This is a genomic window from Stieleria marina (assembly GCA_007741555.1).
Classification (GTDB): domain Bacteria; phylum Planctomycetota; class Planctomycetia; order Pirellulales; family Pirellulaceae; genus K23-9.
This window is the reverse complement of the sequence record CP036526.1, coordinates 4,132,219-4,150,346: the sequence shown is the minus strand read 5'-3', so window position 1 is coordinate 4,150,346 and position 18,128 is coordinate 4,132,219. Positions and strand designations below refer to the sequence as shown.

General features: G+C 54.5%; 18 protein-coding genes. 3 read left to right on the top strand and 15 right to left on the bottom strand.

Annotation, left to right across the window (positions count from 1 at the left end):
* Positions 1-6: 6 nt before the first annotated feature.
* Both K239x_RS14985 and K239x_RS14980 read left to right on the top strand, forming a co-directional pair.
* On the top strand, positions 7-1,572 hold the full coding sequence (locus K239x_RS14985) for an SHD1 domain-containing protein (RefSeq protein WP_145419033.1): 1,566 nt from the start codon (positions 7-9) through the stop codon (positions 1,570-1,572).
* Between the two features lie 170 nt (positions 1,573-1,742).
* Positions 1,743-3,080 carry a Gfo/Idh/MocA family protein gene (locus tag K239x_RS14980; protein WP_145419031.1) on the top strand — a complete coding sequence of 446 codons (1,338 nt, stop codon included), beginning with the start codon at positions 1,743-1,745 and terminating at the stop codon, positions 3,078-3,080.
* Positions 3,081-3,087: 7 nt separating this feature from the next.
* Here the strand turns inward: K239x_RS14980 and K239x_RS14975 are convergent, their stop codons facing one another.
* The 4 genes from K239x_RS14975 to K239x_RS14960 form a co-directional block, all read right to left on the bottom strand.
* Positions 3,088-4,014 carry an amidohydrolase family protein gene (locus K239x_RS14975; protein WP_145419029.1) on the bottom strand — a complete coding sequence of 309 codons (927 nt, stop codon included), beginning with the start codon at positions 4,012-4,014 and terminating at the stop codon, positions 3,088-3,090.
* A 12-nt stretch (positions 4,015-4,026) separates the two neighbouring features.
* Entirely contained in the window at positions 4,027-5,163 is a 1,137-nt protein-coding gene (locus K239x_RS14970; protein WP_145419027.1) for a M20 family metallopeptidase, read from the bottom strand.
* A 123-nt stretch (positions 5,164-5,286) separates the two neighbouring features.
* Positions 5,287-6,612, bottom strand: coding sequence for a Gfo/Idh/MocA family protein (locus tag K239x_RS14965; protein WP_145419025.1), 1,326 nt, complete (start codon positions 6,610-6,612; stop codon positions 5,287-5,289).
* A 42-nt stretch (positions 6,613-6,654) separates the two neighbouring features.
* A complete protein-coding gene (locus K239x_RS14960) occupies positions 6,655-7,083 on the bottom strand; it encodes an SRPBCC family protein (protein WP_145419023.1) in 429 nt (142 codons plus the stop codon).
* A gap of 120 nt (positions 7,084-7,203) precedes the next feature.
* On the opposite strand from K239x_RS14960, the gene K239x_RS14955 reads away from it, so the two are divergent.
* The gene (locus K239x_RS14955; RefSeq protein WP_419188977.1) at positions 7,204-8,556 is read left to right on the top strand and encodes an SGNH/GDSL hydrolase family protein; all 1,353 of its coding nucleotides are present in this window, start codon (positions 7,204-7,206) and stop codon (positions 8,554-8,556) included.
* An 88-nt stretch (positions 8,557-8,644) separates the two neighbouring features.
* Here the strand turns inward: K239x_RS14955 and K239x_RS14950 are convergent, their stop codons facing one another.
* From K239x_RS14950 to K239x_RS14900, 11 genes are all read right to left on the bottom strand, one after another.
* Positions 8,645-10,336 carry a hypothetical protein gene (locus K239x_RS14950; protein ID WP_145419021.1) on the bottom strand — a complete coding sequence of 564 codons (1,692 nt, stop codon included), beginning with the start codon at positions 10,334-10,336 and terminating at the stop codon, positions 8,645-8,647.
* A complete protein-coding gene (locus K239x_RS14945; RefSeq protein WP_145419019.1) occupies positions 10,329-11,279 on the bottom strand; it encodes an ABC transporter ATP-binding protein in 951 nt (316 codons plus the stop codon). Before K239x_RS14945 ends, K239x_RS14950 begins: the two co-directional genes overlap by 8 nt.
* Complete coding sequence (locus K239x_RS14940; RefSeq protein ID WP_145419017.1) at positions 11,276-11,668, bottom strand: GntR family transcriptional regulator; 393 nt, start codon at positions 11,666-11,668, stop codon at positions 11,276-11,278. Before K239x_RS14940 ends, K239x_RS14945 begins: the two co-directional genes overlap by 4 nt.
* Before the next feature lie 116 nt (positions 11,669-11,784).
* The gene (locus K239x_RS14935) at positions 11,785-12,852 is read right to left on the bottom strand and encodes an EscU/YscU/HrcU family type III secretion system export apparatus switch protein (protein WP_145419015.1); all 1,068 of its coding nucleotides are present in this window, start codon (positions 12,850-12,852) and stop codon (positions 11,785-11,787) included.
* A gap of 71 nt (positions 12,853-12,923) precedes the next feature.
* On the bottom strand, positions 12,924-13,694 hold the full coding sequence (locus K239x_RS14930; protein ID WP_145419013.1) for a flagellar biosynthetic protein FliR: 771 nt from the start codon (positions 13,692-13,694) through the stop codon (positions 12,924-12,926).
* Complete coding sequence (locus K239x_RS14925; protein WP_145419011.1) at positions 13,691-13,960, bottom strand: flagellar biosynthetic protein FliQ; 270 nt, start codon at positions 13,958-13,960, stop codon at positions 13,691-13,693. The genes K239x_RS14930 and K239x_RS14925 overlap by 4 nt, the downstream gene beginning before the upstream one ends.
* 104 nt (positions 13,961-14,064) lie before the next feature.
* Positions 14,065-14,784, bottom strand: coding sequence for a MotE family protein (locus tag K239x_RS14920; protein WP_145419010.1), 720 nt, complete (start codon positions 14,782-14,784; stop codon positions 14,065-14,067).
* A gap of 3 nt (positions 14,785-14,787) precedes the next feature.
* On the bottom strand, positions 14,788-15,222 hold the full coding sequence (locus K239x_RS14915; RefSeq protein ID WP_145419008.1) for a hypothetical protein: 435 nt from the start codon (positions 15,220-15,222) through the stop codon (positions 14,788-14,790).
* The gene (locus K239x_RS14910; protein ID WP_145419006.1) at positions 15,219-16,514 is read right to left on the bottom strand and encodes a FliI/YscN family ATPase; all 1,296 of its coding nucleotides are present in this window, start codon (positions 16,512-16,514) and stop codon (positions 15,219-15,221) included. Before K239x_RS14910 ends, K239x_RS14915 begins: the two co-directional genes overlap by 4 nt.
* 59 nt (positions 16,515-16,573) lie before the next feature.
* Positions 16,574-17,104: a FliH/SctL family protein gene (locus K239x_RS14905; RefSeq protein ID WP_419188976.1), complete on the bottom strand. Its 531-nt coding sequence runs from the start codon at positions 17,102-17,104 to the stop codon at positions 16,574-16,576.
* A gap of 1 nt (position 17,105) precedes the next feature.
* Positions 17,106-18,119 carry a FliG C-terminal domain-containing protein gene (locus K239x_RS14900; protein ID WP_419188975.1) on the bottom strand — a complete coding sequence of 338 codons (1,014 nt, stop codon included), beginning with the start codon at positions 18,117-18,119 and terminating at the stop codon, positions 17,106-17,108.
* Between the last annotated feature and the right edge of the window lie 9 nt (positions 18,120-18,128).

Sequence of the window (18,128 nt, the reverse complement as noted above, 5' to 3'; positions counted from 1 at the left end):
ACTCTGATGAATATCCGCGCCGCGTTGTCCTGCGCCATTATGGTGGCTCTTTGCCTTGCATGGTTGCCAACTGCTCAATCGACTGCCGCCGAACCCATGCGAATCTGGGTTGATTCGTCGGGACGATACAGCATCGAAGCTTCTTTGGTCCGACGCGATGGACAGGTCGTTATTCTGCGCCGAAAAGACGGCGGGGAATCAACCATGCCGATCGACCGTATCAGCAAACGCGATCAAGACTACTTGGCTAACTACAATGATCGAAGAGACGCTTTGGTGTCGGTGCCGAAAGCGACTTTGACTGACACGCCCGACTACCAGCCTTTGCCTCGGTTGGACTTGCCTCGCTCTCTGACCATCGCCAGCGAAAACTCAGAGTTGCAGATGGGTGTGGTCACCGAAACCACCGCCAGTTTTGATCCGCCAGCACCTCAGACGCCCGATCCCAGTCCGGACGCGCCCGCGTTTCCTCTGGCTGAATTTTCGCTCGATGGAGTCAATACGTACGATCGATGTTCACAACTGGTCAACGTAGGGACCGACCGCAGTCCCGCAATCGGCATGTCGATTACAGTTGGGTTTGTTCTGTCCGGTTCGCACTCGATCAACCGCGTTGTCAAGTTCGATTTGCAAAGTCGCACTAGTAGTGTGATCCACCAGAGCGAAGAAGCGTTGACGTTGTTGGATCATCACATCAGGAGCAAGCGTTCGTTGGTTTTGGTCGGGCACAGTCCGGCTGGCAAGGGCGGGCGATTGGCAATCGCGACCGGCTGGCGCGCCGACGAATTAGAAATCAATTATCAGCGCAAGCTGCCGACCGAATCCCAGGCGACCCAAGGGATTATCGGTTCGCAGGCGCACTTGCGTTGGGCACGCTGGATCGATGAAGAGCACGTCATCGCGATTGTCGACCGTTCTTTGATGGGTTGGAATCTTGTCAGTGGTGACATGACGTTTCGTATCGATGGGATCGATCCTGGTAGCGTCCCGGATCTCTCTGGTGGACGCCGACAACTTGCGGTGCCGGTCGCCGGTGGAGTGCTATTGGTAGATTCTGTCGAAGGAAAAGTGCTGGGGCGGATCGCGAGTGAGCCCAAGATTGTTCCGTCCGTTAGCTTTTCGTCACAGTCGCATGCATTGGCCGTTACCAGCCAGCGTCGCATGGTCGTCTGGGATCTCGCATCGGCTGCCAAAGCAGTGCAGATCGACAGCAAACGTAGCTTGGGAAGCGGCTCAGCGACATGGATCGATTCCGATTTGGTCATGACCAGCAGCGGCATCCTGTACAGTTTGCAACGCCAATCGGCACTCTGGCGCTACCATCTCAACGGCACGCGAATCCTGTCAGCCGACGGGCGATTAGCGCTCTTTCGAAAACGCCCTGAATCAGCCCTCGCGATCGTCGATATGCCGCACGACGGAGCGGTCGAAGCGATGGAGTGGATTGATTCGCACGTGTCGGACTCCATCAATAGCAACTGGCAACTGCCCGGGCGCAGCGTCTGGGGATCTGGCAGTTGGAGCGACCGTGATGTACGCATCGGCACGCAAAGTTTGCGGTCCCTGAAATAGGCTGAATGCAAAATTCGGAGTGCAATTGGTTGCATGCGGCATTGGCGATTGCTGAGTGATGCCGGCGTGGGTTGACTTGGTTCAGTGCTATTAGCGTTTGGCGATTTGCTACAATTGATGACGTGTTCCTGACGTCATCCGTGCTCCGCCAGCTTGAAAGCCACCTCCTGATGAAACCGAAAACGCGTCGTCGTTTCCTGAAACAAACAGCCGTGGCGACCGGGTTGGCTAGTCTGACGCCTTACTTTCCTTGGTCGCAATCTGCGTTTGCGAATCAATCCAAGAATGACCGCCCGGTGATCGGCGGAATTGGTTTGGGAGGAATGGGCTCGGGGGACTGCCGCGGTCACGCCAAGTTTGGCGACATTGTCGCGGTTGCGGATGTCGACGAAAATCATGCTCAGAGAGCTCGGAATGATGAGCGAATCGGCAAAGGCAAAGCCGACGTGGTCGCCGACTATCGCCGAATTTTGGATCGCGATGACATCGACGTTGTCAGTATTGCCACTCCCGACCACTGGCACGTCAAGATTGCGATCGAAGCTCTCCAGGCCGGCAAGCACGTGTTCTGCCAAAAACCCTTGACGTTGACCTTGGAAGAGAACCAACTGATTCGTGCCGCTTGCACAAAGTATGCCGACCGAGTGTTCATGGTGGGAACGCAACAGCGTAGTGAGCGCAGTAAGTTTTTGCGTGCCGTTAACATGGTTCAAAAAGGATTGCTGGGCGACATCAAACACATCAAGATCGGGATCAATGGTGGATCGGTGGGCAAACATTTTACGAAATCCACGCCGCCTGCCAATTTAGATTGGGATGCTTGGTTGGGCCAGGCTCCAAAGGTCGCCTACATCAAAGAACGCTGCCATGGAACGTTTCGCTGGTGGTACGAATATTCAGGTGGCAAATTCACCGACTGGGGAGCCCACCATGTCGACATCGCAACGTGGGCGATCGATCAGCAGGGCAAAGGACAGGGGCCAGTATCGATCGATGGGGCGGACGCGAAGCATCCCGTGGAATTCAAGGACGGTTACCCGACCAGCGACGACACGTTCAATACTGCACACGACTACAACATTGTTTGCAAGTACGCCAACGGAATCCAAATGGACATCGAAAGCCGTGGCGATAACGGCATTCTGTTTACCGGCACCAAAGGCCGCGTGTTCGTTAATCGAAGCAAGATCGTCGGGACGCCGATCGAAGAAAATTGGGACAAGGATTCGTTCGATGATTCGGATCTACAGCGACTTTTCAAGGGCAAGGTGGTCGAAGGGCATAAAGGCAATTTCTATCGCTGCATCCGCGAAGGAGGTTTGCCCGTCTCCGATGTCTTCACCCATACGCAGGCGATGAGCGTCTGTCATCTGGCTGCCATTGCGGCTCGACTTGGCCGCAAGATCAAATGGGATCCCAAGGCAGAGACTATCGTTGGCGACGAAGTGGCAGCGGCGTTGATTGCCAGAGAGCAACGCGCCGGCTACGAAATTCCGCGCGTGTCTTAAACGCCCCTTAAAAGAACAGCTTCTCGGCGGTGCCGCGAAGGATTGCGCTCTTTTGTTCGGCGCTAAGAAATTGGCAGTGATCACGGATCAAGGCAATCGAAGCTTCGTAGGTGTGGTCGCCCTGCACTTGATAAGGGCAGTCGCTGGCCCACATCAATCGATCCGCACCGTAGGCGTCGACAACGGTTTTGATCATCGGTTCCAGATCCGTGTAGGGCGGCTGCTTTTTGCCCAGCGCGTAGAACGCAGATGTCTTGACATGCGTATGCTGGTGCCTGGAAAGGCTGCAAAGTGTTTTTAATTGCTCGGCTTCGACTTGGCCGCTGATGCCAACACGAGCAAAATGGTCGATCACGACTTTGGTTTTGGGAAACTGCTTGCACAGCGAATCCACGTGGGGCAATTCTTCGGGATTGATGAGCGGACAGACGGCAAGATTCTCGTCAGCGGCTGTCTTCCAAACTGTTTTCATGCCGGCATCGCTGGGCCACTGTGCGGCCGATCCGCCTCGCGAGTGCAACCGAAATCCTTTGACGCCCGCTGACGCCAATTTCTTCATTTGTTTTGCGACATCGGCGGCTTGGTGGTCAACAATTCCGACTCCTCCGAACACACCGGGGAACTTCGCCATCATGTCGAGCATGTAACGATTGTCAAAATTGTAAAAGCTCATCTGGATCAGAACGATTCGGTCAACACCGCTGGGCTTGGTGTGTCGAAACAATTCTTCGGGCGTAAAACTGGTCGGTTGCATGTCGCCGACATCAAAAGCTTGGTCAAGCGGGTAACTCTTGATGTCTGGCGTCCAAACGTGAACGTGCGCGTCGATGAACCCTTTGTGCTTTTCGGCAGATGAAACTGGAGAACAGCAACCCAGGACACCGGCAACCGTAGCTAGCTGAAATTGTCGGCGGGAAAGATGAGAGCCTGACATGCTTTGACCTGTCTATTGAAATCGAATCGCAAACTGCCGATACACTTCGACGGCATCGACCACACTTTGGCAATCAATGTACTCGATCGCACCGTGCGCCTGGTCGATGCTACCGGGACCAAGAATGATGCTTGGTATTCCAATCGCACCAAACTTACTGGCGTCACTGCAAAACGGAACCCCGATGGGAGTTGGATCGTGGCCAAGCAAGCTGAGCACGTCCCCCATCGAGGTGACCGCAGGGCTCTCGCGATCTGTCTCCAGCGGCAAGTCGGTCAAAAGCGGCGGGTGAATGACCGCGTCAATGTTGGGATGCTGCGTCATGATGGCCTGCAACAGGGCTTCGTATCCGGCCAACACGCTTTGGTAGGTTTCACCCGGCAGAATTCGCCGGTCGATTTCGATCTCGCAGGTCGCCGGCACCAAGTTGATTTGAACACCTCCGCGGATGACCCCGATGTTACACGTGGCAGAACCGAGCAAAGGGTGAACAGCACGGGTTAGCTTTTCGTTGTCCTTCGCGATATGCGACACCACGACCATCATCTGTTCGATCGCGTTGTTTCCCAAATGAGGCTTGGCGCTGTGCGCGGCGACGCCTTTTGTTTCGATGATAAACCGCACCAGCCCTTTGCTGGCGATGACGGGAGCCAGCATCGTTGGCTCGGCGATAATCGCGGCATCAGCTTGCAAGCCTTCGCAGAAATCGACGACACCGCGATACGAGTATTCTTCATCGATCGTGGCGGCAAACACGATCTCGCAGGGCGGCGGTTCCTCCGAACTAGCAATCTGGGCGACCGCATGCATCATTGCCGCCATGCCGCCTTTGGTGTCGCATGCTCCCCGGCCGTACATCATGCCATCGCGAACGACCGGATCAAAAGGATCGATCGTCATGTCGGCTACTGAAACCGTGTCCAGATGCGCCTCAAAAACAACGCGTCGATCGGCGTCTGCGCCGGGCACCTTAGCGATCACGTTGGGACGTCCGGGCAATACATCGGCAGATTGCACGGCGATACCGCGGCTATCGAAGAAGGCCTGCACGTAGCCGGCAATCTTCGATTCGTTTACACCGCCTTCGTAGTTCGGGTTCACACTGTTGATGCGAATCAGGTCAGCGAGCGTTTGAAGAACGGGGGCCATAAGCGAAGTCCAAAAAGAACAGTCCGTTGGTCAATTGGCGATCGTGATTGGCAGTGCCGCCCGATCGATGCAACGGTTGCGCGCACGTGGCTTTCGCGTCGCCAGACTGAGGCGTCGCAAACCTTAGACGTCCAGTTTCCAGCCGGCGCGATAGTCGCGTCGGAGCCACTGGTTTGCTTCGTTGTGATTCGTGATCTTCATCGCCGGTTCGTCCCAAAGCAGTTTCTTGTTCGCGTACCGAACTGCGATATTTCCTAGCAGTACCGATTCGGTCAGTTTGGCCCCGTAGTCGAAACCGTCGCTGGGCTGTTGACCGCTCAAGCAGCCGTCGACCCAGCCGTGGTAGTGGTTCAGGCTGGGCAAGTCGTCAAACGCGTCCGTGGCATATTGATCCAGCGGATACAGCTTGGCACGTCCCATGTGCTTGAGCACCATCGTGCCTTTGTCTCCGATGATCAACGAACCTTGGCTAGGAAGTGCGTCGGTCGGCGGAACATGCGATCCGCTAACCGATGGCAGCAACCCACCGTCATACCAAGTCACCTCCAGCGTGTCCGCTGCGGTCCACTTGGTGCCAGGAAATTGGTATTCGACTCGGGTTTGTGCTGGCCAAACTTGATCGTTCATGCCCGAGTGGTCGGCCTTCATGCTTAACGGGGCCTTGTTCATTTCGATGGCCGTAAAGACGGGATCAAAAATGTGGCAACCGAAATCGCCCAATGCGCCGTTTCCAAAGTCTTGCCAATCGCGCCAGCCCCATGGATGGTAAACGCGATCGCCGCCATAGTCACGCATCGGAGCCACGCCGACCCACAAATCCCAATTGACGCTGGTCGGCAACGGAGGCGGATTCTTAGGCACGGAAATGTGCCCGGATTTTCCGTGCCCGGTTGCAGATGACCAAGAATGGACTCGTTTGACTTTGCCGATCAGACCGGCCTGAATCGCCGCCACCGCGCTGCGGTAGAAAGTGTGCGAATGAATCTGGTTGCCAAGCCGTGTGATCTTACCTGACTCTTTGGCGGCCTTTGCGACCGCGCGGGATTCGGCAACATTGTGCGTCAACGGTTTTTGGCAATACACATGCTTGCCTTGGGCAAGAGCATCCAGCGTGATGTACGCGTGCATGTGATCGGGGGTCGACACCGTGACGGCATCAATCTTGTCGCCTTGATCGGCCAACAGGTCTTTGAAATTTTGAAAGACGGGCGCGTCCGGAGCGAGCTGTTTGACTTTTTCGGTCCGTGCCAAATCAATGTCGCAAAACCCGACCATTTGCGTCTGGGCGTGATCCGACATCTCTTTGATATCCGACCAGCCTTTGCCGTCGCAGCCGATGCCGGCGACTTGCAGACGAGAGTTCAAGTTCTGTCCGCGGACGATGGCCGGGCAAGCCAAGAGGGTCGCGGCGGCGGATGTCTGAGCTAAAAATTCGCGTCGACGAATCATGGTGGGGGCTCCGAAGGGGGGAGGGAAGGAAGAAAGGTAACTCTAAGCGAAATGGGATTTCAGGGCTTCTAAAAGCGCAGCGTAGATGGGAGTGCAGAACGCCAGAACCAGTTCGTCATCTTTGGCCTCGAAAACGGATTCCCACTGCACAAACGTCCCGTTGATGTCGGTCACTGGTCGGCACTGAATACTGGCTCGATAACTGGTAAGCGAATCACTGGACACCGGCTCGGGACCATCGTCGATGCTGTAACTCAGTGCGCATTTATTGTCCTCCATCCGGTGCAGTGTTTCATGAAATGAACCATTCAAGATGCGTTTTGCACCGGCTTGATGGCCTGGTACTTCACCCACCGCTTCGCAACTCGTAATGACGCCCACACCCCAGCTCATGTCGTGAAAATCACGGAGCTGATGCCAAACCACATCGATGGGGGCGTTGACGACGGTCGAGTTGTAGCAAACACCCATGGGGGAGACTCCGAAGCGAGACGAACAATTTTCAGTATGATGTGGGGCCATCATATGCCACCAGCACAAAGCTGTGGGACGCCATCGCACACCACCCTCGTTTTGAATACAGGATTCTACGTGTTTCGTACTGTTATGACGCTTGCCGTTTTGCTTTGCGCAATCGCCGGCAATGCTCAAGAAAAATTGAACCAATCACCTGCCGTCACCTTCGGACCGTATGAATACGAAGCCAAACCCGATGGTGACCAGTTTGCGAAATTCTTTCCGCGCAAGGCTCCCGCAGTGGGGCCACTGCTGATTCGCAAAGGCGACAAGCTGGCAATTATCGGCGATTCGATCACACAGCAATTGATGTATTCGCGAATGATCGAAACTTACTTGACCGTGTGTGAACCCGAACTTGCCGTCACGGTTCGTCAGTATGGCTGGAGCGGCGAAAAAGCAGACGGATTTCTGCGGCGGATGGATCAAGATTGTTTGCGATTCGAACCAACGCTGGCCACCCTTTGCTACGGCATGAACGACGCTCGCTATCGTCCGTTTGATGTCACCAATGGTCGTTGGTATCGCGATCATTACACCGCAGTCGTGCGGAAACTGAAATCGGCCAACTGCCGCGTGGTCGTCGGATCGCCGGGTTGCAGTGGCAAGATCGCGACTTGGGTCAAACAACGAAGCGGTACGCTAGACGAGCACAATCTGAACCTGTGCGCGTTGCGTGATATCGCGATCGACATTGCCCAAACAGAAGGTGTCCGGTTCACAGACCACTTTTGGCCGATGTACCAACAGCAAGTTTTTGCCAACCAAAAGTACTCGACACCAGAAAAACCCTACCGTGTCGCAGGCAAGGACGGGATTCATCCGGGTTGGGCCGGTCATGTAATGATGGCGTACGGTTTCCTTCACTCAATGGGGCTCAGCGGCGACCTGGGAACGATCACGATTAGCTTGGCTGATTCGCAGGCAACGGCGCAGAACGGGCACACAGTCGATTCGTTTTCCGATGGCAAAGCATCCATCACCAGCACGCGCTATCCGTTTTGTGCCACGGGAGCGATTGACGACGAAAACGCAATTCGCTCCGGGATGACATTGGTCCCGTTCAACCAAGAACTTAACCAGTTGATGCTCAAAGTAACCGGTTTGCAGACCGCCAGCGCAAAAGTGATTTGGGGCGATCAGTCGCAAACCTTCAGCGCAAATGAATTGACTGCGGGAATCAATTTGGCGGACCGCTTTGTGGTCAATCCGTTCTCATCAGCCTTTAGAAGCGTTGACGAAGCCGTTGCCAAGAAACAGGCGTTCGAGACTCACCAAATCAAAAAAGTCTTTCACGGGAAAGCTGGTAAGCAAGACATGGAAAAGGCGGTCAAGGAAACGGAAGCCGAGCGAACACCGCTGGCTGCAGCGATCGCTCAAGCGTTTGTGCCAGTTTCGCATGTCATCCAAGTCGTGCCGGTTGACTAGATGCAGCGATTCGCACGCGATGATTGGATCGCATGCCGGACCGCATCGGTGACGAACGGTTGCATCACCGCACCCGTCGCTGTCGCGGCTATCGATAGCGATTGAGCCAAACCGCATACGGCAATATCAATATTCTTCCGATCGGTAAAACCACGGCTGTCACCATCCACGTCCAAACGAAATGCACTCGAACGTCGGGAATCAACCATTGGCTGATGCCCGCCACGACGATGGTCGCGACAAACCAGACGACTGAGATTTGAGCTACCGTTTTGAAGGTGATCAGATCTTTGGCCAGCGAGCGATTTGCGGCGGCGAAGGTCGCGGCCAGCTTGACGGCCAGCATCACGGCAATGACAGTTGGAATCCATGTGGCCCAGTAAAGCGCATTGGCTTGAGCTGATTCCCAATCCGTCTGTTTCAAAAACCAAAAGGTCACGACGAAGATCCCGCCGAAAACTAGCAAGAGTGGCGCGACCAAGGCAAACATTGCTAATCGCGATCGGCCAGTCAACGTCGGCCAAACGAATCCCAGGATTCGAGAAGGCACAATGGCCACGCAAGCCAACGCTACTAGTGCCATCCAGCGATAGCCGGCCCAGTCGTCGCCGTATGCCACGTTGTTGCTGTTGATCCAAGCCGACAGTCTTGGTTGGTTGTACGGCATCAACAAACAGATACCGTATGAGATCCAAAAGAGCATCGAGCAGGCAAACGCAAACCGAATCGTGGTTGCTCCTCGCGTAAACCCAATCTCGGCACAGGTCATTGGGCTTGCAGCGATGTAAGGAGGCAAGCTGGAGCCTCGCAGTTTGGTCGGTTCAATTAACCCGTTTCCTGCGATCGTTCCCAGGTTCGTAAGCAGCAGGAACGCGAAGATAAAGTTGGCCGCCTGCAAAGGCAGAAAAGCCATTCCCAAAAGTATCAGGGTGGCGATGACAATCGGTAACGTTTGCTCGTTCACTAGCAATGCGCGTCGGAGATCATGCCACGCGAGTGCACGCCGTGCATTGGGGTGGAACTTTTCCTTTGACGCGTCGGGCGCAAAGAACTCATCCATCCGCCCCCACCAGCCAGCAAATTTTGTTTTCGTTTCGGGCACCAGCCCATTGTGGTTGGTGCGAGCAAGAGAAAGGGATCGCAGTGCCATCAGAAGTCCGCTGCCGAACGCGATCGCTGTTACCACGTAAACGACGATACGCACTAAATCCGGATAGTCTCGCACCATCCATCCATCAATTCGTCTGGGGCTGCCAGCCAGAATGACGCAGGCGAACAAGCAGTAGTAAAGAAAACCGGCAACCAGAATCATGATCATTCGCGTCAACGCATTTCGGCAGGGACGCCAAGCAATCACTGACGTCCAAACGCCGCCAGCCATGTAGACCAGTAACAACGACCAGAACGGAACCTTCGCTTCAGCGTAAAAGGCTGATACGCCGTAGAGCGTCGCAAAGAATCCGATGATCCAAACGAACCGCAGCGTTAACGGCACCAGGGCCAACGTGTGGTTCGACAGTGGCAATCGCATCAGCCAGTGGCTGTATCCGCTTTGACCAGCAAACGCAGTTTCGACATTGCCAAACTCAAACATGGCAAGCGACCAAAGCATCGCTGGAAAGGTCAGCAGGATCAAAATGGGAATCGCGTTCTTGTCGCCAAAGATCTCTCCGACCATAAACGTGATCATCAGACTCAGTGCGATCCAAGCCGACCAAGCCACCATTTGAAAACGGGTTCGGGCCAGCATCAGTCGTGCCAGGGCAATTGCATCAGACATGGCTTGGTTCCTCCGCGTCGTTCGCTGTGGACTCATTGGCGTCATCGACGGGGACTTTTCCCGTTCTCGCCGCGAACCAGCGAAGCAACGAAATGTCGCGAGTCTGTGTGATTGGCAGAGCGTCCAATTGCGAGCGATCTTTTAGGGCCGTGTCATCCACGACAGCAGACCATTCATCGACAGATGATTTCCAGCCAAAAACACCGGGTACACTGGGAGCATGCGCCCAAGATTCGTTTGGACGACAGATGATCTCGCTGTATCGGCTTTCTAGTTTTTCGACCGTGATCGATTCAATGATCGTGCCGTTAAGCATTAACGCGACACTGTCGCAAACACGGTCGACTTCGTCCAACAGATGGCTGGAAAAGAGAACCGTTCGGCCGTCTTCGCTGACCGTACGGATGATTGCTTCTAAGATGTCGCTGCGGGCAATCGGATCCAGGCCACTGCTGGGTTCGTCTAAGATCAACAGTTCGGGCCGGTGCGCGATCGCGATCAGCAGACCGACTCGAGCACGTTGACCTTTGGACATTTCGCTCAGCTTGGCAGTGCGAGTCAATCCAAACATGTCGCACAGTTCCACGCAGTAAGCGTTGTCCCAACTGGGATAGATCGCACGTGAAAAATCCAGCATGTCGCCGACTCGCATCCACTTGGGCAACGAGTCTTCTTCGGTCATGTAGCCGACGCGTTTAAGCAGCTTATCGGGCGATTCGACGGGGTTTTGGCCAAACACACGCACGGTGCCATGTTTGGCTTTCAAGAGTCCCATAAGATGCCGAATCAACGTCGTTTTACCCGCACCGTTTAGACCCACCAGCCCAAATACGCTGCCCTCGGGGATCAACAAATTGACGTCCGAAAGAGCCGCTTTGCCGCGAAAGGACCGCGAAAGGCCTTCGACGGACACGGCAACTTTGGTGTGAATCGAATCGCTCATGACTTGGCCTCTTTGTCGGTGAGTTCACGGTCGCGTTTGGTTAGCATTTGCGTTAGATCATTCAGTTCGATGCCCAATTGGCGGGCACTGATCAGCAGTCGATCGACTTCCGGAGCAATCATTTTTCGACGCTGAGCGATGCCCTTTTGTTTGGGCAATTCAGCGACGAAAGTCCCGGTCGTGCGGCGTTTTTCGACCAGAGAATCGTGCGCGAGTTCGCGATACGCTCGCGCCACGGTGTTGGGATTGACCCGTAAGGTTTCCGCCAAGCCGCGAATGGTTGGCAATTCATCGCCGACACGAAGTTGGCCCGAAACAATTCGAAAACGAATTTGCTCGACAATCTGTTGATAGATTGGAGGCCCGTCCGAAGAGATGTGTAATAACATGCTTGCACCCTTGTGTTACTGTAGTAATACAAGAGCCGCGAAGCCGTGTCAAGCACTTTCTGCAAAATCCACCGATCACGTCCGTGACGCGGTGTCTTGCAACTGAGACGCTTCGTTTAGATTCCCGCACGCAGGCGATTGACGAAGTTCAGAATTTCGGCAACGGCGGCATAGAGTTCTGCTGGGATGGCGCCGCCGATATCCACGTTTGCGTACAAGAATCGCGCGACTGGTTTTCGCTCGATCACTTCGACACCGTTTTCTTTGGCGATGGCAATGATCTTTCGAGCCAGGTGGTCGGCCCCTTTGGCCAGCACCACGGGGGCCTGCATCGTGTCTCGATCGTAATGGACCGCGACGGCAAAGTGAGTCGGGTTGGTGATCACGACGCTGGCTTGGGGCACGTCGTCCAGCATGCGCTTGCGACCCATTTCCATTTGCAATCGTCGAATACGAGCCTTGATCATCGGGTCACCGTCGGACTCTTTGTGTTCGTCCTTGATGTCTTGCATGCTCATCTGCAGGTCCTGCAAATGTTTGTACTTCTGGTAGCCAAGGTCGATGATTCCCAACACCAGCATCATGGCGGCGATGGCGGCGGACGCGTACATCAAGATTTCGCACATCAAGAACATCAGATCGCGAAACGATCCGAAGCCCGCCAAACCGATCTCGTCGCTTTTGGAGTTTGCGATGAAGTAGACGATGTAAATGATGATCGACGCTTTGGCGATCGACTGAGCGCCTTTGACCAAACTCTTGGTCGAAAAGATCCTGCCGAACCCTGACTTGACGCTCATCTTGTCAAGCTTCAGTTCCATCGGTTTCATGCTTAGATTGAAACTTGTCTGCATCAATCCGCTCACGCCGGCGACCATGCCGATCGGCAACAACACAGCGCCACAAGCAATGCCGATCGCACCAGCGTCGCCCATAAACGCGGGGATCATCATGCGAGGATCGACCAACATCGCCTCGAAGTCAGTCATTCGATTGGTGATCGCGTCGCAAATCGCTTGGAAGAAAGTTCCTCCCATCGTCCAAAACATCAACACACCCGTCGCGATCACAATGCCGCTCATGAAGTCTGCGCTGAAGCCGACTTGTCCGTCTTCGCGGGCTTTCGCGATCCGCTGCGGAGTTGCGTCTTCGGTACGTTGATCGCGATCTTGATCACCAGCCATCGGTCAATCGTGTGGTGCTAGGATTTGCGGTGTGGGACGGGAGCGAACAGGTCAGTCGGCGGCAAGCACGACTACATCATCCGCAAGAGTTCTTCGATATCGTCTTGAACGCGAAACAAGTACGTTTGCATGGCTGCAAATACGATGGGACAGAACAGGAAAAGGCAAAACACGCCCAACCCGGCTCGCAGCGACATGCCCACGGTGAAAAGGTTCAAGCTGGGCGCGGCCTTGTTCAGAAATGCCAAAACAAGTGTCACCATCATGAACAAGATCATCAGCGGTGCAGCGATTAGCAGGCCATAGTCGTTGACCACGTTCATGCACTGCGCCATGTACTCCGTTGGTAGTTCAAAGAGATTGGCGCTGGTCAAAAAGTGTTGAAAGGATTCGTGGATCACCAAGATGATGAAGTGGTGCAGATTGAGCGAAAAGAACATCAGGATCAAAAAGGTGTCGAACAGTCGCGTCACCAACGTTGACGAATCCTGACTGCCCGGGTCACTGATCGACGCCAACGACAAACCCAGTTCCTGGCCGACATAGGCCCCGGCAATCTTGGAGGGCCAAAAGAATAGTCCGAGAGCCATGGATAAAATGGTCCCGATCATCATCTCTTTGAAGATCATTAGCATGCCCATCAGGCTGGCCAAGTCGCCGATCTCTGATGTATCCACGCTGGTATTCACTTCCAGCGTCCAGAAGATCGCCAACGACGCCGCCATTCCAACCTTGACCAGATTGGGGAGCTGTCGTTTGCTAAACAGGGGAAAAAACGCGATGAATGCGGAGACTCGTGTCAGCACCAGCATAAAGAGCGTCAGTTGCTCGGCCGGGATCATCTGACAAACTCGACCATTTGAGTCATCAAGTTGACGGTGTAGGTTTGCAACATCGTCAGATACCAGTTTGCAAGTGCCATTAGCACGAACGCCACGGCAACGATTCGTGGTGCAAACGAAAGCGTTTGTTCTTGAATGCTGGTGACCGTTTGACCGATGCTGATCATCAAACCAACGACCAGACTGACGATCACGACGGGCGCCGAAAGTATCAATGCCATCCAAAAGAATTGATGCCCCAACGCCACTGCGTCTTCAAATTCCATGGTTGCTTCCTTAGGTGGGGTAAACGAACAACGTCATCGATTCGGCGGTTTCGCCAAGTCCCGTACATTACGCGATTTCGCGAGGGGACCTTTCGATGGTTCGGCTATTTTTTCTTTGGTCGAATCGTTAGTGCGTCTATTAATTGATCGACCAAAATCGGGTCACTCATTGCCTCTAAGATCTTTGCTTTCTGTCGGTCAGGCATCTTTTGTAGCAGCGACGCCGCGAACGCAAGCTTGCCGTTGTTGGCAAACTCCTTTAGGTAATCTGCGGCCTGTTCGGCTTCCAAACCCGCGAACCAACTTTTGACATCGTTGACGCGGCTGTCCATGTCTTCTTGCTGCGATTGTTCGTCCGAACCGGTGTCTTTTTCCAGTTTCTGTAGTTCTGCTTTGCGAGCGTCCAGTTGGTCCAGAGTCTCGCGAAGGGATGAATTCAAACGCTTGACCATGTCGACTTTTGCGTCGATGCCTTCGCTGAATGCACGCAGTTCATCTTGCTCGGTCGCCAGATCGTCAAACAGCAGCTGCACGCGTTGTTCGTCTTTGGCAAGTCGCTGCTGACGAGTCGCCATCTGCTGCTCCATTTTCTTGATCGAATCGCTCATCTGCAAAACCGCTTCGACCGAAACGGCACTCTCCGGGCGAAACGCGACTGGCATCGCACGGACCGGCGATTCGTCGGCGATCTCCTCGCCTTCGGCGTTCTCTGCCACTTCCGTTTCTTCGTCGGCTGGCGGTTCGCTTAAAAATAGGTGCGTTGTTGCGGCCGATACGCCAAACAAGACCATGCACGTTACGACGGCGGCGATGATAGTTTTCATGGTTTACCTCTTGACTGGATTGTTTAGGTAGCGATCGTCGGCATCAAGGGATTCGACGGCTTGAGTCTCGTGGTCAAGTTCCGTTTGCATCCGGTCGGTGAGCTTTTCCCAGCCGTTGACCTTTACTTTCTGTGCGATCATTCGCTGCAAAGTGTCGTCCCGAATGGCTTCCGATTCAGTGACCTTGGCGGCGATGCTTTGAAGTTGTTTTTCTAGGTGGCTGAGCCAGACCAGGCTTTGCTGATGGCTTTCGACTTGATGAGCGTCGTCGGGGAGTGTCGCTGAATTGATTGCGGATTGAACGGACTGAGCCTTTTCGTGAAGTTTGGCCAGTTCAGCCTGGACGACGGCTAGCTCGACCGACAAAGCGTTGAGTTTGTTTTCTTCGATCGATTGCAGTCGTTGAACGCGTGTGATCTTTTGTTTGCCAACACTCATGACGCCACTCCGATCATGCTGTTTAGCTGGTCAAGTTCCGCCAGCGTCGTCGGGAAATCGCTGGATGCATTGAGAGGCTGCTGCAAAAACTGAGTCACTGCTGGAAACTTCGCGACGGCAAGATCCGATTCCGGGACGACGCCTTGTTTGTAGGCTCCGATCTGAATCAAATCCTCGACCTCGCGGTAGCGTGCAATGATGTTGCGAGCGCGGTTGACGTGCGATTTGTGCGAGTCCGTGGTGATGTCATTGAACAGACGGCTGGCACTACTGAGTACATCAATGGCAGGGAAATGCCCTTGGTGAGCCAATTTGCGGCTTAGAACAATGTGCCCATCCAAGATCGAACGGGCTGCGTCGGCGACCGGTTCGTTCATGTCATCGCCATCGACCAACACAGTGACCAGTCCGGTGATGGAACCTTTTTCGTTAGTGCCCAGTTGTTCCAAAACCTGAGCCATTTTTTGAAACACGCTTGGCGTGTAGCCACGCGATGTGGGCGGTTCGCCCACCAGCAGACCCAGTTCACGCTGGGCGTGCGACAGACGTGTCAGCGAATCCAGCATCAACAAAACATTGTTGCCTTGCGAACGAAACCAATCGGCCATGACGACGGCGGCTTCGCTGGCACGAATTCTTGCCAATGGCGGTTGGTCCGATGTCGACACGATGACCACGCTGCGCCGAAGGCCTTCTTCGCCCAAGCTTTCTTCGATAAACGGACGCACTTCACGTCCCCGTTCGCCGACCAGTGCGACGACGTTGACATCGGATTGCGCGTGCTTCGTGATTTCGCCAAGCAGTGTGCTCTTGCCGACACCACTGCCAGCAAACAAACCAACGCGTTGGCCCTTGCCGATCGTCAACATCGAATCGATCGCTCGAACGCCCGTGACCAGTGGTTCGGTGATCGCTGGTCGTGAAAGTGGATCGGGTGATTGCATCACGAACGGAGTCGTTTGGTCGCGACGAAGCGGCCCGAGTGAGTCGATCGGCTGGCCGACGGCGTTAAGCACGCGGCCCAGTAGATGCATTCCAACGGGGATTCTCATCCGGCGACCCGTGCCGATGACCATGTTGCCACGTCGGAAATTGTTCTCCGATTCAAACGGCATCAGTTGGACCAGGTTGTCTTCAAACCCAATGACTTCGGCCAAAACCGGTTTGTCGCACGATGACATGATCTGCACAAGTTCGCCCAAACCGGCGTCGATGCTGGCGCAGATTCGGCCGCTGACGCTCTTGAGGCGACCGGTGGCGCGAATCCATTGGCTTGGCTGAATAGCTGACATCGTGTCGTTGATTGTGGGGGAGGGAGGCTTTGCTGCGATGGAGCGAACGATTGGTTTTGTTAGTGTGGTTGTTGAGATTGAGCGTGAATGGATTCCAAAAAGGCATCCAGTGTTGCGGTCACGCCGGTGTCGCCACAATCCACGCGGCAGTCACCCGGAGCGACCATCGCGTCACCGACGACGTTCAGTTGATCCATGTCCGATTGATCGACCCAGGCTTGGATGGTTTCCACACAAGTCGGATGGACGAAGGCTGTTTTTTTGACATCGGATTGAATCTGTTCCATGGCGATTTGCACAAACTGCAAGGCTCGGTTTTGGACCAGTTCTTGATCGTTCAGTACGGCGCGGGCGATCTCGGTGGCGGCTTGCGAAACCTGTTCGCTTAGGTCATGCGTCTGCGTGTTCAGTGAATCCTGCATCTCATGTAATCGTCGCGCGATTGCGTTAAGCGCGCCGATGGCTTGGTCGTCCGCCCTTTCTTCGTGTGGCGTGCTGCCTAGCTTGGATCGATCGATCACGGTTAATCGAGAGTCGACCGAGGAAATCGATGCGAGTGATTTGGGAAAAGTGATATGAAATTGCGACATGTTATTCCAGCGTGATCTCCCCGGATTCATCGAGCGAAACCAGGATCGCGACCACTTCGGCCCGTCCGGCATCGATCTCTTCTTCCTTGGCGTTGGTTTTGAATTCCATTTCTTCCTGCAACGATTCCTTGGCTCGTTTGGACATGTTGCCCAAGATGCGAGCCAACAGGGTTTCGTCGGATCCTTGTAACGCGACAACCAACGAATCGGTTTGGCACTGGCCCAGAATCTTTTGCAGATCTCGATCTTCCAGACGCGTTAGGTCGTCGAACTGGTAAAGATTCTTTTTGACTTCATCGGCAAGTGCTTGGTCGGATTCGGCGAGTTGTTCCAGCATCGGTCCGCGAACGGCTTTTGGCAGCGATCGCATCAGGCTTGCCATTTTCTCCGACGACTCTTCTTCGCTTTGACGCTCTTCGACAGCCAACGCCATCTCCAGGGTCTTTTCCAAAACGATATCTTGAATTCGCGGTTTGGTCACAGGAGGTTTTGCCAAACCGATGAACACCCCTGCTCGCAGTGCATCGGGCAAGTTCTCCAACGTCTTTGCCGCGTGTTCGCTGGCCAGTTTGCCGACAACGATCGCGATGATTTCGGGGCGCTCGTTGCGAAGTGCATGAGCGACCTGATACGGATGCAGGCGATTGAGATCCATGACCGCATTGCCGCTTAGCTTGGGCGGATTGAATTTTTTGGTCGGGCCGAACTCAACGTCAAACTGTTCTTCAGGAAGTCGGAGTACTTTCGGAACCGGCGTGGGTGTCGGCTCGGGCTCGCTGCCTGGTTCGTCACCTTGGAGATTGTCGACGGCTTTCATGGCCAACGAAAAGTACGCCTCGAAATCGTCCAGCACCAAATCGATTTCGTCTTGGTTGGGAGGATACTGTTTAAAGTCCTCCAACGCCGTGTTTAGGTCAGCATTCAGCCCACCGGGCAATCCGTCTTTGGCCAGCGCAACCGCGTCGTCGCCCAATAAATTGAGCAACAGAGCGAGTTTTTCGGGTCGAGTCAGCATGGTCATGGT

What these genes read in the sequence shown, in the direction of transcription:
- K239x_RS14985 (WP_145419033.1), top strand. Translation starts at nt 7, where the DNA reads ATGAATATCCGCGCCGCGTTGTCCTGCGCCATTATGGTGGCTCTTTGC.
- K239x_RS14980 (WP_145419031.1), top strand. Translation starts at nt 1,743, where the DNA reads ATGAAACCGAAAACGCGTCGTCGTTTCCTGAAACAAACAGCCGTGGCG.
- K239x_RS14975 (WP_145419029.1), bottom strand. Translation starts at nt 4,014, where the DNA reads ATGTCAGGCTCTCATCTTTCCCGCCGACAATTTCAGCTAGCTACGGTT.
- K239x_RS14970 (WP_145419027.1), bottom strand. Translation starts at nt 5,163, where the DNA reads ATGGCCCCCGTTCTTCAAACGCTCGCTGACCTGATTCGCATCAACAGT.
- K239x_RS14965 (WP_145419025.1), bottom strand. Translation starts at nt 6,612, where the DNA reads ATGATTCGTCGACGCGAATTTTTAGCTCAGACATCCGCCGCCGCGACC.
- K239x_RS14960 (WP_145419023.1), bottom strand. Translation starts at nt 7,083, where the DNA reads ATGGGTGTTTGCTACAACTCGACCGTCGTCAACGCCCCCATCGATGTG.
- K239x_RS14950 (WP_145419021.1), bottom strand. Translation starts at nt 10,336, where the DNA reads ATGTCTGATGCAATTGCCCTGGCACGACTGATGCTGGCCCGAACCCGT.
- K239x_RS14945 (WP_145419019.1), bottom strand. Translation starts at nt 11,279, where the DNA reads ATGAGCGATTCGATTCACACCAAAGTTGCCGTGTCCGTCGAAGGCCTT.
- K239x_RS14940 (WP_145419017.1), bottom strand. Translation starts at nt 11,668, where the DNA reads ATGTTATTACACATCTCTTCGGACGGGCCTCCAATCTATCAACAGATT.
- K239x_RS14935 (WP_145419015.1), bottom strand. Translation starts at nt 12,852, where the DNA reads ATGGCTGGTGATCAAGATCGCGATCAACGTACCGAAGACGCAACTCCG.
- K239x_RS14930 (WP_145419013.1), bottom strand. Translation starts at nt 13,694, where the DNA reads ATGATCCCGGCCGAGCAACTGACGCTCTTTATGCTGGTGCTGACACGA.
- K239x_RS14925 (WP_145419011.1), bottom strand. Translation starts at nt 13,960, where the DNA reads ATGGAATTTGAAGACGCAGTGGCGTTGGGGCATCAATTCTTTTGGATG.
- K239x_RS14920 (WP_145419010.1), bottom strand. Translation starts at nt 14,784, where the DNA reads ATGAAAACTATCATCGCCGCCGTCGTAACGTGCATGGTCTTGTTTGGC.
- K239x_RS14915 (WP_145419008.1), bottom strand. Translation starts at nt 15,222, where the DNA reads ATGAGTGTTGGCAAACAAAAGATCACACGCGTTCAACGACTGCAATCG.
- K239x_RS14910 (WP_145419006.1), bottom strand. Translation starts at nt 16,514, where the DNA reads ATGTCAGCTATTCAGCCAAGCCAATGGATTCGCGCCACCGGTCGCCTC.
- K239x_RS14905 (WP_419188976.1), bottom strand. Translation starts at nt 17,104, where the DNA reads ATGTCGCAATTTCATATCACTTTTCCCAAATCACTCGCATCGATTTCC.
- K239x_RS14900 (WP_419188975.1), bottom strand. Translation starts at nt 18,119, where the DNA reads ATGCTGACTCGACCCGAAAAACTCGCTCTGTTGCTCAATTTATTGGGC.